The organism is Halomonas cerina (assembly GCF_014192215.1).
Classification (GTDB): Bacteria; Pseudomonadota; Gammaproteobacteria; order Pseudomonadales; family Halomonadaceae; genus Halomonas; species Halomonas cerina.
Genome location: NZ_JACHXP010000002.1, coordinates 195,146 through 209,912 on the forward strand (window position 1 = coordinate 195,146; position 14,767 = coordinate 209,912).

The following is a 14,767-nucleotide window of genomic DNA, read 5'->3' on the forward strand; positions in this document are numbered from 1 at the left end:
GCTGGGGCTCGGGGTGAGGAACGCCACATGGGACCCTGAAGGGCCATCGGGGTTCCGACGCGAGCACTGTGGTGAACAGATGCTAGGATAACCCAGTAGCGGGTCGCTGTTGATGGCGGCTCACCTTCGAGGCTGCGCCGGATTGCCGCGCCGCCGCACACACCACCATCAGGGAAGCCAGCGTATGGCGTTGACGGGAAAGGGCGCCGCCAGGCGCCGCAAGAGAATCGAGGCGCTGGAGCGTCCGGAATACGGCTGGATCTGGAAACCCTTGCTGGCGGTCGTGGTGCTCTATCTGCTGGTGACGCTGGCGCTGGGTATCTGGTGGAGTCGTACACCGCCCGCCTTCGAGGTGGAGCAGGCCGTCGCCGAACAGCGGGGCGCGGATGGTGGCGTGTCGGCCCGCGGGACCGTGACCGTGGCCAGCCTGATGACGGTGATCGAGACCCTGCTCGAGAAACCCGGCGGCTACCTGCGCAACGACGTCGCCCCTCCGGGGCTGTGGCTCGACAACATGCCCGCCTGGGAGTATGGCGTGCTGCAGCAGGCGCGCCGGCTGGCCACCGCCCTGCCGGCCATGGAGCAGAGCCAGGTCGACACCCTGGTGACGATCCAGGAGCGACTGCAGGCCGACAGTACCAGCTGGCTCTACCCCGGCACCGAGCGTCAGTTGGAGAAGGCCCTGTCAGGCCTCGACGACTACCTGGGCCGTCTCGAGGAGCATCAAGAGACCGGCTTCGGGCATGCCGGACAGGGGCTCGTCCCTTGGCTCGAGGTCATGGCCCGTGACCTGGATGACCTGGGCCTAAGGCTCTCGGCCAGCGTCGGCAATCCCGAGGCCCTGCGTTATCTCGATATCGAGGCCGGGGCGCTGCCTGCCGGTACGCCGTGGTATCGGGTCGACAATGTCTTCTACGAGGCACGTGGCCAGGGATGGGCGCTGATGCAGCTGTTGAAGGCGATGCAGCATGACCAGGCGGATGTGCTGGAGGCGGCGGGCGTGACCTCCCGCTGGACGCTGCTGCTGGCCGAGCTGGAGCGCAGCCAGCGCCGTCTGTGGAGCCCGATGGTGCTCAACGGCTCCGGGTTCGGGGTCTTCGCCAATCACTCCCTGGTGCTGGCCAACCACATGGTGCGTGCCCGGGACCTGGCCCGTGAACTGGCGGAGCGCCTGGCGCAGGCGGTCCCGGTCGAGACACCATCACCCGCCTCACCTGTCGCCCCGGGGCAAGCAACGGCACCCGAGCCGGCCCGCGCTGCCGGGCAGGGCACCCCCGAGCAACCGACATCCGACGACGCGCCTACAGATGCTGAAGATGCGCAGGATGCACCGCCTCGCGCCGATGCCGAGACGACCGGGCAGGAGGCGGCTGAGCCAGAGGAGGTCGAGGAAGCGAGCGATGAGCAGATGGCCGCGCCGGAGGCATCCCCCGCCTCGCCCGACGAATGACTTGGCACCCCCTTGAACATGAACGGGCCGCCCTTGAGGCGGCCCGTTCATGTTCAAGCAAAAGCCAGGCGGCGCTCACGCCTTCTGGTAGGCAGTCACGGCTTTCTCGATGGCCTTGCGGGCCGCCTCCACACCTTCCCAGGACTCGACCTTCACCCACTTGCCTTTCTCGAGATCCTTGTAGTTCTCGAAGAAATGGGCGATCTGCTGGCGCAGTAGCTCGGGCAGATCGGTGACCTCCTGGACATCGTCATACAGGCTAGAGAGCTTGGGATGTGGCACGCAGACCAGCTTGGCATCCTCGCCAGCCTCGTCGGTCATGTTGAGGATGCCGACCGGGCGTGCCCGGATCACGCTGCCCGGGGCGACCGGGTAGGGCGTGACCACCAAGGCGTCCAGCGGGTCACCGTCGTCGGCCAGGGTATGGGGAATGAAGCCGTAGTTGGCGGGATAGAACATCGGGGTGGCCATGAAGCGGTCGACCAGCAGGGCGCCCATGTCCTTGTCGATCTCGTACTTGACCGGAGTATGGTTGGCCGGGATCTCGATCGCGACATAGATGTCGTTGGGGAGGTCCTTGCCGGCGGGGATGTTATCGAAGTTCATGCGCGCGTCCTTCGTTGGCGGATGTCCGGATGGGCGGATTAAATCCGGCGAATTATACGAAGCCATGTCGGGGATTACCAATTCGACATAGGTACTGCGACGACTTAGGTACTGCGACGACTTAGGTACCGCGCGACGGACCCCACCCAAGACAATTGCAGTTGAACATGACGAGGGGCCCCGGTGACAACGCTAACTGCAATAGCCCTGGGACCACGCCGTCGTCAACGGGCCAGTCGCCGTTCCGGCGTGTATCATGATGCCCCGATGCATATCGTCGATTCCGAGGAGAGCCCTTTGGCACCCGCGACACTGTCCCTGAGCTTCGGTCAGGCCTTCGTGGCCCCGGACCCACGACAGCAACGCAGCTCGATGTCGGTTCGTATCCCCGAGCCCTCTCAGCTGGCTGCCAAGGGGGCCTGTGTGCTGATCAGTGATGCCGCTTCGCGCCATGCTCTCGCCCGACAGGCGGCGGATCTGGGCGTCATGGCCTTTCTGGCCGACTACTACGCCACCCCGGATCACTGGGACGTCAAGACCTCGGCGACCCGGGTGCTGCTGTCACTCAACGGCTGGTGCTACAGCCAGAGTCGGCAGGTGTCCGAGGGCAGCTATGTCTGCTCGCTTTCCGCCATGGTCTATCGGGCCCGCGAGGTCCACCTCTTCCACGCCGGGGACACCCTGGTGTTCCGGCTGCGCGGGGCCGAGTTCGAGCAGCTCTCCCGTGATCATGTCACCGACCTGGGCGGTTATCGCTACCCTTCTCGTGCGGTGGGCATGGATGTGAACCTCGATCTCGACTACGAGCGGATACCGCTCAAGCAGGGGGATATCTTCCTGCTCACCACCCAGGGCGTGCAGGGCACCCTGATGCCCTCGGACTATGTGCGCCTGATTCGCGAAGATGCCAGTGACCTGGATGCCGCCTGTGAGCGGCTGGCCGAGGCCGCCCGGACGCGGGCACGGGAACGCGGCGTCGGCAGCGAGCCGCTCTGCTTCCAGCTGGTGCGCATCGATGCGCTGCCCGACCAGGAAACGGATCACCCCGGTCGTGTCTATGGCGATCTGCCGATCCCGCCTGAGCTGGCGCCGGGCGACCGCATCGACGGGCTCGAGGTGCAGGCCGTGCTGTCGCGGACGGCCCAGTCGCGAGTCTATCGCGTGCGCGACCTGCGCCATGGCCGCGAGATGGTGATGAAGGCACCCAGCCCCGAGCTCTCCAGCCGCAATGCCTATCTGGAGCACTTCCTGCTGCAGCAGTGGGTGGTGGAGCGGGTCCACTCCCCCTTCGTGGTGAAGGTCATGGACGCCTCTCGGCCGCGCCGTTACCTCTATTACCTGATGGATTACGTATCGGGCGATACCCTCACCGAATGGGCCCGGCGTCATCCCCAGGCGAGTCTGGATCAGCGACTGGATATCGCTAACCAGCTTGGCAAGGCGGTCCAGGCCCTTCACCACCGTGATGTGCTGCATCAGCAGGTGCACCCCGACAACGTGCTGATCGATGTCCATGGCAAGGTGGCACTGGCGGATTTCGGCGCCTGCCACCTGCGCGACGTGGATGGGCATCGACGCTCCCAGCGGGTGGTCCAGCAGGTCGGCTTGACCGAGCACAGCGCGCCGGAATACGCGTTGGGTGATGACGTGGGGCGGCGTAGCGACCAGTACTCGCTGGCCTCGACCATCTACTGGCTGCTCACCGGCGAGCTCCCCTACGCCCTGACGCCGAACCGCCTGCGCAGTCACACGGATCTGGAACAGCTGACCTACCGCAGCGCCCGCACCCTCAACCCCGAGGTGCCGGCCGCACTGGATGATGTCCTGCGCCGCGCCCTGGACCCACAGCGTGCACTGCGTTTCCGGCGCATGTCGGAATTCCGCCACCGCCTGCGCGAGGCCAGGCGCGGGCCGCAGGCCGCCGGGCGCAACGGCACGCGAAGACTGGGCGAGCCATCCCGCTTCTGGCAGGGGGTGGCGGGCATCCTGCTGCTGCTGCTGGTGCTGTCCTGGCTGCTTCGTTAGCTACGAGCTACGAGCTACGAGCTACGAGCTACGAGCTACGAGCCGGAAATGGGCCCGCAGCTCGTTGCCCGCATCCCGCAGCTTAGATCGTGAACGCCGCCAGCTTGCGCTCGACCCGGTGCTTGGCCAGCCGGGCCACCTTCGGCAGGCCATTCTCGAAGGGCGGGAAGTCCTCCCCCTGGATCAGCGGCGAAAGGTAGGTACGGCACGCCTCGGTGATGCCGAAGCCGTCCTCGCGGATATAGTCCCGGGGCATGAACTTCTCGCGGTTGGCCACCTCGGCCAGCGGGGCGGCCTCCACTGCCCACTGATAAGGGGTGTCGCTGATCCGTTTGATGGCGGGCATCATCGAGTTCTGGCCCGCCAGGGCCAGCGCCACGGCCTTCTCGCCCACCGCATAAGCCTGCTCCACGTCGGTCTTGGACGCCAGGTGGCGAGCGGCGCGCTGCAGGTAGTCGGCCACCGCCCAGTGGTACTTGTAGCCGAGGTCCTGCTTGACCATGCCGGCAAGCGTCGGGGCCACGCCACCCAACTGGCGGTGGCCGAAGGCATCGGTGTTGCCGGCGTCGGCCAGGAAGGTGCCGTCCTCGTAGCGGGCGCCCTCGGAGACCACGATCACGCAGTAGCCGTACTGCTTGACCGATGCCTCGACCCGCGCCATGACCTTGGCGCGGTCGAAGGCCACCTCGGGGAAGATCACCAGATGAGGCGGCTCGCCCTCGCCCTGGCCGGCCAGCGCCCCCGCGGCGGCGATCCAGCCGGCATGGCGGCCCATCACCTCGAGCACGAAGACCTTGGTGGACGTGGCGCACATGGAGGCGATGTCCAACGACGTCTCCAGGGTTGAGGTGGCGATGTACTTGGCCACGCTGCCAAAGCCCGGGGAGTTGTCGGTGATCGGCAGGTCGTTGTCCACGGTCTTGGGCACGTGGATGGCGGTCAGCGGGTAGCCGAGCTTCTCGGAGAGCTGCGAGACCTTCAGGCAGGTATCGGCGCTATCGCCACCGCCGTTGTAGAAGAAGTAGCGGATGTCGTGAGCCTTGAAGACCTCGATCAGGCGCTCGTACTGGGCGCGATGGGTCTCGATGTCCTTGAGCTTGTAGCGGCAGGAGCCGAAGGCGCCGGCCGGGGTGTGGCGCAGGGCGGCAATGGTCTCGTCGCTTTCGCGGCTGACGTCGATCAAGTCCTCGGTCAGGGCGCCGATGATGCCGTTATGACCGGCGTAGACCTTGCCGATCCGGTCCGGGTGCTGGCGGCAGGCCTCGATGACGCCGCAGGCGCTGGCGTTGATCACGGCGGTGACACCGCCGGACTGGGCATAGAAGGCGTTGTGCTGGGCCATGGGCAATCCTTGCAGGTCGCATCGGAGAAGCGCGGCGCGGCTCGTGGAGCAGGCAGGCGCTTCCGGGGGTTGGGGGCTCGGGGGTGACGATTCTAGCGCATCCCCCCGATGCCTGCACCTGACCCCTGCCGGGATGCTGGAGAGGTGGCAGGGGCCATGCTAGGCTGCCGCTTTCCCGGCGAGGGAGACGCGCAACGGAGACCTCATGCACCTTCATATCCTCGGCATCTGTGGCACCTTCATGGGCAGCCTGGCCCTGCTGGCCCGCGAGCAGGGGCTGACCGTCACCGGCTCGGATGCCAACGTGTATCCGCCGATGAGCACCCAACTGGAGGCGGCGGGCATCACCTTGAGGGAGGGGTATCGGGCCGAGAACCTTGCGCCACGTCCGGACCTCGTGGTGATCGGCAATGCGCTGTCTCGGGGCAATCCCGAGGTCGAGGCGCTGCTCAACCTGGGGCTGGCGTATGTCTCGGGCCCCCAGTGGCTCGCCGAGGAGATCCTGCCCGGACGCCGGGTCATCGCCGTGGCCGGGACCCATGGCAAGACCACCACGGCCAGCCTGACGGCCTGGCTGCTGGAAGCGGCCGGGCTCGCCCCGGGGTTTTTGATCGGGGGCGTGCCGCGCAACTTCGGTGTCTCGGCGCGGCTCGGTGCCCACGATGCGCCCTTCGTGGTGGAAGCCGACGAGTACGACACCGCCTTCTTCGATAAGCGCTCCAAGTTCGTCCATTACCGCCCCGAGATTGCCGTGCTGGGCAATCTCGAGTTCGATCATGCCGACATCTTTCCCGATCTGGCCGCCATTGAGCGCCAGTTTCATTACCTGGTGCGCACCGTGCCCGGCAAGGGGCAGCTGCTGGTGGCCGATGACGAGCCGGCACTGGACCGGGTGCTGGCCCAAGGGTGCTGGACCCCGGTCACGCGCTTCGGTCGCGAGGCGGCGAGCCCTTGGCGCCTCGTGCTCGAGCGCGACGATGCCAGTCGCTTCCGGGTGATCCACCAGCAGGGCCAGGGCGCGGAGAGTGTCGACGAGGATGCCGTGGTGGACTGGTCACTGACAGGGACCCACAACGCCCGCAACGCCCTGGCCGCCTTGGCCGTCGCCCATTCGCTCGGAGTCGACCTGGCGCGTGGGGCGGCGTCACTGGCCCGCTTCGAGACCCCGCGGCGGCGCCAGGAGCTGCGTGGCGAGGTGGCCGGCATCCAGGTGATCGATGACTTCGCTCACCATCCCACGGCCATCGCCGCCACCCTGGAAGGGCTGCGGGCCGCCACCCCGTGTGGGCGGTTGCTGGCGGTGATCGAGCCGCGCTCCAATACCATGCGTCTGGGTACCCTGCGCGATCGCCTGGCGGCCAGCATCGCCGCCTCGGATGCGGTCTTCTGGTACCAGCCGCCGGGACTGGACTGGTCGCTGACCCCGGTGCTCGAGGCGAGCCCGGTCCCGGCACGCCTCGAGCAGGACATCGATGCACTGGTGGCGGTCCTGGTCGAAGAAGCGCGCCCCCTGGACCGCATCGTGGTGATGTCCAACGGCGGCTTCGCAGGCATCCACGACAGGCTGCTCGCCGCTCTGGGGGTGGCGCATGGCTGAACAGGGCTTTCAGGCGCCCGTCACCATCGCCATGACCGGTGCCTCCGGGGCCCAGTACGGCCTGCGCCTGATCGAGGTGCTGGTGGCGGCGCATCACGAGGTCTGGGTGATGATCTCCAAGGCGGCCCACCTGGTCATCGCCACCGAGACCGAGATCGAGCTGCCGGCGCGTCCCGTGCGGCTGGCCGAGGCCCTGACGGCACACACCGGCGCCGCACCGGGACAGATTCGCTGTTTCGGCCGGGAGGACTGGATGGCCCCGGTGGCCTCCGGGTCCGGGGCGCCTTCGTCCATGGTGGTTTGTCCCTGTTCCACCGGTACGCTGTCGGCCGTGGCCACGGGCGCCAGCAACAACCTGATCGAGCGCGCTGCCGACGTGGCCTTGAAGGAGCGCCGCCAGCTGATCCTGGTGCCCCGGGAGACCCCCTTCTCGGCGATCCATCTGGAGCACATGCTCGCCCTGACCCGCCTGGGGGCGGTGATCCTGCCTGCCGCCCCCGGCTTCTATCATCGCCCCGGCACGGTGAACGATCTGGTCGACTTCATCGTGGCGCGGATCCTCAACCAGCTGGGCATCGCGCATCGCCTGATGCCGCGCTGGGGGGAGTGACGCCCTTCGGGCAGCACCCAGCTGCAAGCGCCCAGCTGGTTGGCAATGGGCAGCCGGTGCCGAGACAAATTCCGCCGGTGCTCGCTTGACAGTACAAGCGCTGAGGGTCCCAGACTGCGGCGCTCGGCGCTCGGCGCTCGGCGCTCGGCGCTTATGACATGGAGGTTTTTCGAATGGTCAGCCTGGGCCTGCTGTCGGTCTTCGTGCCGACCTTCCTGCTGGTCTCCCTGACCCCGGGGATGTGCATGACCCTGGCCATGGTGCTGGGCATGACCCAGGGCGTACGACGCACCCTGTGGATGATGGCCGGCGAGCTCGTCGGGGTGGGCCTGGTGGCGTTTGCTGCCGGCGCCGGGGTGGCTGCCCTGATGCTGCGCCAGCCCGAACTCTTCGCGGTGTTCAAGTGGCTAGGCGGCGCTTACCTGGTCTATCTCGGCATGATGATGTGGCGCTCCCGGGGCCGCATGGCGATCCCCGAGAAGGGACTGGAGGTGGCGCCCGTCGGGCGGATGCAGTTGGCCATGCAGGGCCTTGTCACCGCGGTGGCCAATCCCAAGGGGTGGGCCTTCTTCGTGGCGTTGTTGCCGCCCTTTCTCGATGCCGGGCGTCCGCTGGCGGGCCAACTCGCCGTGCTGGTGGCGCTGATCCTCACCCTCGAATTTATCTGCCTGCTGCTCTATGCGACCGGCGGCAGCCGGCTGAGGCGCCTGCTGAGCAAGGGAAGCGGGGTGCGCCTGCTCAATCGCCTCGCCGGTGCCCTGATGGCCGGCGTCGGCCTCTGGCTGGCGCTTGGCTAGGGGCAGCTCCACCTGGCCCCTTGAATCGGGTTCTTTGCAGATCTGCGTGAACCGTTCCGCGTAGGTCGGATAAGCCGAAGGCGCATCCGGCATGGCCTGGGGAGACGCCTGGGTCGGGCGATGCGCTGGCGCTTATCGCCCCTACGACTGGTTCGAGCTTCGAGCTTAAATCGCCGGCAGCCAGGCGATGCGCGCCCCGACCAGCAATAGCGAGGCGAGGCCCAGCCATGGCCAAGGGCAGGGCGTGAGTGAGCCGCGGGGGTGGCGTTGCCAGGCGAGCTGCACCAGGGCGCAGACGGTGAGGCCGAGCAGCGCGCCGCCAACCACGTCGCTCAGCCAGTGGACGCCCAGCAGGAGCCGTGACAGAGCCATGGGCACGATGACCGCGATGGCCGCCCAGTAGGCCCAGAAACGCTGTCCCACCGGGAGTTCCCGGGCCACGAAGGCCGCCGTCAGGCCGAACAGCACCACCGCGGTGGAGGTGTGGGCACTCGGGTAGGCCATGGAGCCGGCCAGATAGTCCGGCGTGTCGGGCCGTACCCGGCCGATGGCCCCCTTGAGCAGCGCATTGAGCACGCCAACTCCGAGCAGGCCGGCGGCGAGGTGCCCGAAGGCGACGAGGTGGCGTCGCCACAGCAGCCACAGTCCCCAGGGCAGGAACAGCGCGAGGATGGCCGGTGGGTCGCCGGCCCGGGCCATCAACTCGGCGAAGGTCGCCAGTCCGGGCAGGGCCAGGGTAACCAGGACATCATGCAAGTGCCGGTCTATCGCCAGCGGACCCTGGTGATGGAGCACCACCAGGGTCCAGGCCGAGAAGGCCGTCAGAGCGGACAGCAAGAGCAACCAGGACGCCAGAGGCGGCTCGTGCTCATGACGCTCGACGAGGTGTCGCCAGGCCTGCCGGGACAGAGGGTGGCGGCGGCTCAGGTGGGAGCAGGCGCGATAGATCAGGCCGTCACGACGGGTCTGGTGACGCAGCCAGGAGAAGATCACCGCCAGCATTACCACCAGCACCCCAAGGCTCACCAGCCAGGGCTCCAAGGCTTCGGGCACGGCGAGTAGCCGTTGCCAGGTGCGGCCCAGCAGATAGCCCGGCAGCACGTAGGTAGGGGCCCAGAGTGCGGCGGAGATCAGGTTGGCCCAGGTGAAGCGGCGTGGCGACATGTGCAACATGCCGGCGATCAGAGGGACCACCGGCCGTACCGGGCCGACGAAGCGGCCAAGCAGGATCGAGGTCGGCCCGTGCCGCTGGAAGAAGCGGGCGCCTTGGGCGAGCCACTCCGGGTGGCGGGAGAGCGGCCAGAGGGTGATGACCCTTTCTCGCTGGGTGTAGCCGATCAGAAAACTCAGGCTGTCACCGGCGACGGCACCCAGGAAGGCGGCGAGAATCACCATCATGACGGCAACCTCCTGGTGGCCGGCCAGGGAGGCGGCGGCGGTGATTAGCACCACACCGGGGACCAGCAGGCCGACCAGCGCGAGCGACTCTACCAGCGCGATGGCGGTGATGATCAACAGCAGCAGAAGGGGAGAGGGCGTCAGCTGGTAGAGAGTATCAGCAAGGTCCAAGGGGCGCTCCGGCGGGCATCAGGTGTCGAGCAGCGCCTGGCTGGCGGCCTGTAGGCGCTGCTCGAAATGGGGCCAGGTCTCCCGGGGCCTGGGCAGGCAGAGCCTGGAATGCATCTCGATGCGGCCGATGTCCAATAACCGGTCGCGGAGCAGGGCCTGCTCCAGACGCTGACGGACCAGCAGGGCGCTGCTCTCGGTGGTATCCGGCAGCACCAGCCAGAACACCTCGCTGTTCTCGCGCCCGAGCAGGTCCTGCTGGCGACTGCGACTGGTCACGGCCCGGCAGAACGTCTCGAGCAGTGCCTGGCGGGTACGCTGGCCAAACTGTTCTCCGGCCATCTCGACCTGTGGCAGATCGATCAGCAGCACGGCGAGGGGCTGGCCGAGCAGCGCGGCTCGCTCGAATTCCCCGGCCAGCCGGTCATGTAACGCCGAGCGGGTGACCGCAGGACATTCCGGGTCACGAGGGTCGGTGGCCTGGAGCAGGGCATGCTGGCGCAGGTGCTCCCAGGGAACCAGGGCGGCGACCGTGACTAGGGTGAGATAGCTCAGCGTGATGTCCCGGTCGAGCTGGCCGTTGCCCAGCAGCGCCAACCAGACCGGTGTCAGGGCGAGATTGAGCAGCATGGCCGAACCCAGTGGGAGCAGCAGCAGCGTCAGGACCGGCGGCAGCCCGATCCAGAGCGCGGGATTGCCGCTCTGCCGGGGCAGCTCCACGGCGATCATCAGGTAGCCGCAGATCAGTACCAGGTAGGAGGCCGTGCGCGAGATGTTCTGGCGCCCGATGCCCAGCAGGGCGGCTACCACCATCACCATGGCGAGCAGGCTCGGCAGCAGGATGCGGGCATAGTCGCCCATCAGATAGAACCACAGGGCCTGGCCCAGCAGCAGCAGGGCGCCGGTAGCAGACATCAGGGTGAAGAGACGGGCCGGCCAGGGGTAGCGATCAGTCATCGGTCACGGCTCCTGCCACCAGGCGTCGATCGGCCTGCCGGGCCAGGGCCCGGCACTCCTCCTGCAGCGAGGTCAGGCGCGACAGCGGGACGGCCCTGATCGGCACCCAGGGTTCCAGGGTCGATAGCAGCTGGGTGCGCCGCTCGGTTGCCTGGGCGGCAGAGCGGCTGGTCATCAGCACGGCCAGCGTCCGACGGTCGATGCGATAGCAGTTCTCGAAGCGGTGCACCAGCCGGCACAGGCGCTCGGCCAGCTGCCAGAGCCGGCGCGGGGAGCAGCGCATCAGCAGCAACTCGGCGTGCACACCCTCCCGTTCGGCACGCTGGCGCTCCTGGGCCAGGTCCCTCTCCAACTGGCTGCCAGGCCACAGTGACATGCCGGGAATCAGTCGGGCGCGGGGCCGCCCACCGCGCCGCCAGGCCTGCAGGGTCAGGGAACGCGATAGACCCAGAGGGATCAGACCGGCCAGCAGAACGCCGGCCAGTCCCCACTGCTCGAGGCCCGCCAGGTCACGAAGGGACCACCAGGTAGTGGTCGCCAGGGTCAGGTTGAGCAACAGCATCCAGCGCGGCTGAGGCAGCATCAACAACAGGGCCCAGGCCCACAGCCAGGTCAGGTGCCGGCCGGGCGCGATCAACAGCAGGGCGGCAAGCAGCAGGCCAGGCAGCAGCTGCCAGGGGATAGCGGCCGGGCGGCGGTGGCTGAACTCCAGCAGGACCGCCGTCACCGCTAGCCAGGCACTGGCCAGCGCGAGGAGGAGGGCATGGGGCGTCGCGGCAACGCTCCCGGCCTGCCAGGCCAGCAGTCCTGACGCGGCGAGCAGGTTGAGGCGCAGCAGCCCGACTTTGTACTTGCTCTGCATGGTGCCTTAGTATGGTTCCTTTGTTCCGCCTGGACCCACCGTCGTGGCCGCTCGATGATGACGGCCCGTGCTCAGGAGATAATCTACAGCATGACTGCTCACATCTCCCACTCCGATCTTGCCACCGCCGATGTCGACCGCTACATGCAGCATCTCGGGCAGCAGGCGCGCGAGGCGACGACCCGCCTGCGCCGGGCCGACACCGCGGCCAAGAATGCCGCCCTGCATGCCATGGCCGAGCGGCTCCAACAGGCGCGCGTCGATATCCTGGCGGCCAACGCGGCGGACCTGGCGCGGGGCCGCGATGCCGGTCTGGATGCCGCGCTGCTCGACCGCCTGGCGCTGGACGATGCCCGTCTGGATGCCATGGTCGAGGGGCTGGCGCAGGTTGCTGCCCTCCCGGACCCGGTCGGCGAGATCGATGGCCTGCGCTCCCGGCCCAGCGGCATCCAGGTCGGCCAGATGCGCGTGCCGCTGGGGGTGATCGGCATCATCTATGAATCCCGCCCGAACGTCACCCTCGAGGCGGCGAGCCTGTGCCTCAAGTCCGGCAATGCCTGCATCCTGCGTGGCGGCTCCGAGGCCCGTGACTCCAATGCGGCGATTGCCGAGTGCCTCTATGCGGGCCTCGAGGCCGCCGGGCTACCGGCCGGGGCGGTGCAGGTGGTGGCCACTACCGATCGCGCCGCCGTGGGGCGGCTGATCGCCATGCCCGAGTATGTCGACGTGATCATCCCCCGCGGCGGCAAGTCGCTGATCGAGCGCATCACCCGTGAGGCCCGGGTGCCCGTGATCAAGCACCTCGACGGGGTCTGCCATGTCTACGTGGATGCCACGGCGGACCTCGACAAGGCGCTGGCCATCGCGGTGAATGCCAAGACCCACCGCTACGGGACCTGCAACACCATGGAGACCTTGCTGGTCGATGCACCGCTGGCCGAGGCGCTGCTGCCCCGGCTGGCCGAGGCCTATGCCGCGCATGGCGTGGAATTGCGGGGCTGCGAGCGGACCCGCGCGGTGCTCGAGAAGGTCGGCGAGGCGTCCGAGGCCGACTGGGTCGCCGAGTACCTGGCACCGATCCTGGCGGTGCGTGTCGTGGATGGCATCGAGGCCGCCATGGCGCACATCGAGCGTTATGGCTCGGGCCATACCGATGCCATCGTCACCGAACACTATGGCCTGGCGCGCCGCTTCCTGGCTGAGGTGGATTCCAGTTCGGTGATGGTCAACGCTTCGACGCGCTTTGCCGATGGCTTCGAGTACGGGCTGGGGGCCGAGATCGGCATCTCCACCGACCGCCTGCACGTTCGCGGGCCCGTCGGGCTGGAGGGATTGACCACCCGCAAGTACGTGGTGCTGGGTGACGGCCAGGTGCGTCGATGAGCGAGGTCGACGAGCGTCTGACCGAGGGCGTGCGGGTCGCCATGCTGGGGGGCACCTTCGATCCGGTGCACCTGGGCCACCTGCGCAGTGCCGTGGAGCTGCGCGAGGGGCTAGGGCTCGACCGGGTGCACATGATCCCCGCGGCCCTGCCGCCGCTGCGTGATACGCCCCAGGTGCCGCCCGAAGAGCGCCTGACCCTGTTGCGCCTGGGCATCGGCGACACCCCGGGCCTGGTGGCCGACCCGCGCGAACTCGCGCGGGACGGGCCTTCCTATAGCGTCGATACCCTGGCCACCCTGCGCCACGAGATCGGTGCGCAGGGACGTCTGGTGATGGCTCTGGGACATGATGCCTTCCTGCGTCTGGCCGACTGGCATGCGCCCGAGCGGCTCTTCGAGCTGGCTCACGTGGTGGTGATCGATCGCCCCGGCCATGCGGCATCGCCGTCCGCGCCGCTGCGTCGGCTGCTGGCCGATCGCGAGGTGGCGTCTGCCGAGGCGCTGATGGCACACCCCGCCGGCGGCCTGCTGCGGCTGTCGCTGCCCACCCGCATGGCCGTCTCCGCCACACAAGTGCGTCGCCGCCTGGCCGAAGGCAGGAGCGTGCGCTACCTGCTGCCCGAGGCGGTGGAATCTCGCCTGCTGTCGCGTGGCCTGTATCGCGAGACCTGAACGTATCGCGAGACGTGAATGCGCTGCCAGGGGGGCTTCAAGGCGGTACAATACACCTTGAACTCCCGCTGACGAAGGGCTGACGAAGGGTTATGCATAACGACGCACTCAAGACGCTGGTGATCGACGCACTGGAGGAACTCAAGGCCCGGGACGTCGCCATCCTGGACGTCTCCGGATTGACCAGCGTAACCGACCTCATGGTCGTGGCCAGCGGTACCTCGAGTCGCCATGTGGGCGCGCTGGCCGACAATGTGATCAAGGCCGCCAAGGAGCAGGGAGTGGCCGTGCTCGGGGTCGAGGGCGAGAGCGGTGCCGACTGGGTGCTGGTGGATCTGGGCGACCTGGTGGTCCACGTGATGCTGCCGGAAACCCGTGAGCTCTATGACCTGGAGCGGCTCTGGGCCGACCTGCCCAGCGAGCTCACTCAGCCATGAAGCTGCGGCTGCTGGCGGTGGGTACCCGCATGCCCGACTGGGTGACCCGCGGGGTCGAGGAGTATCGCAAGCGCCTGCCTCGGGACTTCTCCCTGGCGATCGAGGAGATCGCCCCCGGGACGCGCGGCCGCAACGCCGACACCGAACGTGCCAGGGAACTGGAGGCGCAACGCCTCCAGGCGCGGCTCAAGGGTGGCGAGCGATTGGTGGCCCTCGAAGTGGGGGGGCAGGCCTGGAGCACCGAGCGCCTGGCCCGTGAGGCCGAGGGATGGCGCCTCGACGGGCGCGACGTGGTACTGCTGGTCGGCGGTCCGGACGGCCTGGCGCCGTCGCTGTCGGCATCGGCCGAGCAGCATTGGTCGCTCTCGCCCCTGACCCTGCCGCATCCTCTGGTTCGCATCCTGCTCGCCGAGCAGCTCTACCGCGCCTGGACCCTGATGATCGGGCACCCCTATCACCGCTGA

The 14,767-nt window shown here is 68.0% G+C and carries 14 protein-coding genes; 9 read left to right on the forward strand and 5 right to left on the reverse strand.

The window, feature by feature from the left end; genetic code table 11:
* The first annotated feature begins 184 nt into the window (after positions 1 to 184).
* Entirely contained in the window at positions 185 to 1,450 is a 1,266-nt protein-coding gene (locus tag FHR94_RS02830) for a DUF2333 family protein (protein ID WP_183324100.1), read from the forward strand.
* Positions 1,451 to 1,525: 75 nt separating this feature from the next.
* Here FHR94_RS02830 and ppa read toward each other — a convergent pair whose 3' ends face one another.
* On the reverse strand, positions 1,526 to 2,056 hold the full coding sequence (gene ppa, locus FHR94_RS02835) for an inorganic diphosphatase (RefSeq protein ID WP_183324101.1): 531 nt from the start codon (positions 2,054 to 2,056) through the stop codon (positions 1,526 to 1,528).
* Between the two features lie 267 nt (positions 2,057 to 2,323).
* Between ppa and FHR94_RS02840 the strand changes: the two genes are divergently transcribed.
* Complete coding sequence (locus tag FHR94_RS02840) at positions 2,324 to 4,081, forward strand: bifunctional protein-serine/threonine kinase/phosphatase (RefSeq protein ID WP_425485345.1); 1,758 nt, start codon at positions 2,324 to 2,326, stop codon at positions 4,079 to 4,081.
* Positions 4,082 to 4,163: 82 nt separating this feature from the next.
* Here FHR94_RS02840 and FHR94_RS02845 read toward each other — a convergent pair whose 3' ends face one another.
* Entirely contained in the window at positions 4,164 to 5,423 is a 1,260-nt protein-coding gene (locus tag FHR94_RS02845; protein ID WP_183324103.1) for a 6-phosphofructokinase, read from the reverse strand.
* Between the two features lie 205 nt (positions 5,424 to 5,628).
* Between FHR94_RS02845 and mpl the strand changes: the two genes are divergently transcribed.
* From mpl to FHR94_RS02860, 3 genes are all read left to right on the forward strand, one after another.
* Entirely contained in the window at positions 5,629 to 7,020 is a 1,392-nt protein-coding gene (gene mpl / locus FHR94_RS02850) for a UDP-N-acetylmuramate:L-alanyl-gamma-D-glutamyl-meso-diaminopimelate ligase (protein WP_183324104.1), read from the forward strand.
* Positions 7,013 to 7,630: a flavin prenyltransferase UbiX gene (locus FHR94_RS02855; protein WP_183324105.1), complete on the forward strand. Its 618-nt coding sequence runs from the start codon at positions 7,013 to 7,015 to the stop codon at positions 7,628 to 7,630. The genes mpl and FHR94_RS02855 overlap by 8 nt, the downstream gene beginning before the upstream one ends.
* 173 nt (positions 7,631 to 7,803) lie before the next feature.
* Complete coding sequence (locus FHR94_RS02860; protein ID WP_183324211.1) at positions 7,804 to 8,427, forward strand: LysE family translocator; 624 nt, start codon at positions 7,804 to 7,806, stop codon at positions 8,425 to 8,427.
* 165 nt (positions 8,428 to 8,592) lie between these two features.
* On the opposite strand, the gene FHR94_RS02865 is transcribed toward FHR94_RS02860, so the two are convergent.
* Genes FHR94_RS02865 through FHR94_RS02875 form a run of 3 tightly spaced genes read right to left on the reverse strand, consistent with a single transcriptional unit; the run spans position 8,593 to position 11,812 of the window.
* The gene (locus FHR94_RS02865; RefSeq protein WP_183324106.1) at positions 8,593 to 9,996 is read right to left on the reverse strand and encodes a bifunctional DedA family/phosphatase PAP2 family protein; all 1,404 of its coding nucleotides are present in this window, start codon (positions 9,994 to 9,996) and stop codon (positions 8,593 to 8,595) included.
* An 18-nt stretch (positions 9,997 to 10,014) separates the two neighbouring features.
* The gene (locus tag FHR94_RS02870) at positions 10,015 to 10,950 is read right to left on the reverse strand and encodes a diguanylate cyclase domain-containing protein (RefSeq protein WP_183324109.1); all 936 of its coding nucleotides are present in this window, start codon (positions 10,948 to 10,950) and stop codon (positions 10,015 to 10,017) included.
* Entirely contained in the window at positions 10,943 to 11,812 is an 870-nt protein-coding gene (locus FHR94_RS02875; RefSeq protein WP_183324110.1) for a hypothetical protein, read from the reverse strand. Before FHR94_RS02875 ends, FHR94_RS02870 begins: the two co-directional genes overlap by 8 nt.
* Before the next feature lie 90 nt (positions 11,813 to 11,902).
* Here FHR94_RS02875 and FHR94_RS02880 point away from each other — a divergent pair, with 90 nt between their 5' ends.
* From FHR94_RS02880 to rlmH, 4 genes are all read left to right on the forward strand, one after another.
* On the forward strand, positions 11,903 to 13,195 hold the full coding sequence (locus FHR94_RS02880) for a glutamate-5-semialdehyde dehydrogenase (RefSeq protein ID WP_183324111.1): 1,293 nt from the start codon (positions 11,903 to 11,905) through the stop codon (positions 13,193 to 13,195).
* Entirely contained in the window at positions 13,192 to 13,866 is a 675-nt protein-coding gene (gene nadD, locus FHR94_RS02885) for a nicotinate-nucleotide adenylyltransferase (protein ID WP_183324113.1), read from the forward strand. Before FHR94_RS02880 ends, nadD begins: the two co-directional genes overlap by 4 nt.
* Positions 13,867 to 13,958: 92 nt before the next feature.
* Complete coding sequence (gene rsfS / locus FHR94_RS02890; protein ID WP_183324116.1) at positions 13,959 to 14,303, forward strand: ribosome silencing factor; 345 nt, start codon at positions 13,959 to 13,961, stop codon at positions 14,301 to 14,303.
* A complete protein-coding gene (rlmH, locus tag FHR94_RS02895) occupies positions 14,300 to 14,767 on the forward strand; it encodes a 23S rRNA (pseudouridine(1915)-N(3))-methyltransferase RlmH (protein WP_183324117.1) in 468 nt (155 codons plus the stop codon). The genes rsfS and rlmH overlap by 4 nt, the downstream gene beginning before the upstream one ends.

Coding starts and splice junctions, on each gene's coding strand:
- FHR94_RS02830 (WP_183324100.1), top strand. CDS start 185: ATGGCGTTGACGGGAAAGGGCGCCGCCAGGCGCCGCAAGAGAATCGAG.
- ppa (WP_183324101.1), bottom strand. CDS start 2,056: ATGAACTTCGATAACATCCCCGCCGGCAAGGACCTCCCCAACGACATC.
- FHR94_RS02840 (WP_425485345.1), top strand. CDS start 2,324: ATGCATATCGTCGATTCCGAGGAGAGCCCTTTGGCACCCGCGACACTG.
- FHR94_RS02845 (WP_183324103.1), bottom strand. CDS start 5,423: ATGGCCCAGCACAACGCCTTCTATGCCCAGTCCGGCGGTGTCACCGCC.
- mpl (WP_183324104.1), top strand. CDS start 5,629: ATGCACCTTCATATCCTCGGCATCTGTGGCACCTTCATGGGCAGCCTG.
- FHR94_RS02855 (WP_183324105.1), top strand. CDS start 7,013: ATGGCTGAACAGGGCTTTCAGGCGCCCGTCACCATCGCCATGACCGGT.
- FHR94_RS02860 (WP_183324211.1), top strand. CDS start 7,804: ATGGTCAGCCTGGGCCTGCTGTCGGTCTTCGTGCCGACCTTCCTGCTG.
- FHR94_RS02870 (WP_183324109.1), bottom strand. CDS start 10,950: ATGACTGATCGCTACCCCTGGCCGGCCCGTCTCTTCACCCTGATGTCT.
- FHR94_RS02875 (WP_183324110.1), bottom strand. CDS start 11,812: ATGCAGAGCAAGTACAAAGTCGGGCTGCTGCGCCTCAACCTGCTCGCC.
- FHR94_RS02880 (WP_183324111.1), top strand. CDS start 11,903: ATGACTGCTCACATCTCCCACTCCGATCTTGCCACCGCCGATGTCGAC.
- nadD (WP_183324113.1), top strand. CDS start 13,192: ATGAGCGAGGTCGACGAGCGTCTGACCGAGGGCGTGCGGGTCGCCATG.
- rsfS (WP_183324116.1), top strand. CDS start 13,959: ATGCATAACGACGCACTCAAGACGCTGGTGATCGACGCACTGGAGGAA.
- rlmH (WP_183324117.1), top strand. CDS start 14,300: ATGAAGCTGCGGCTGCTGGCGGTGGGTACCCGCATGCCCGACTGGGTG.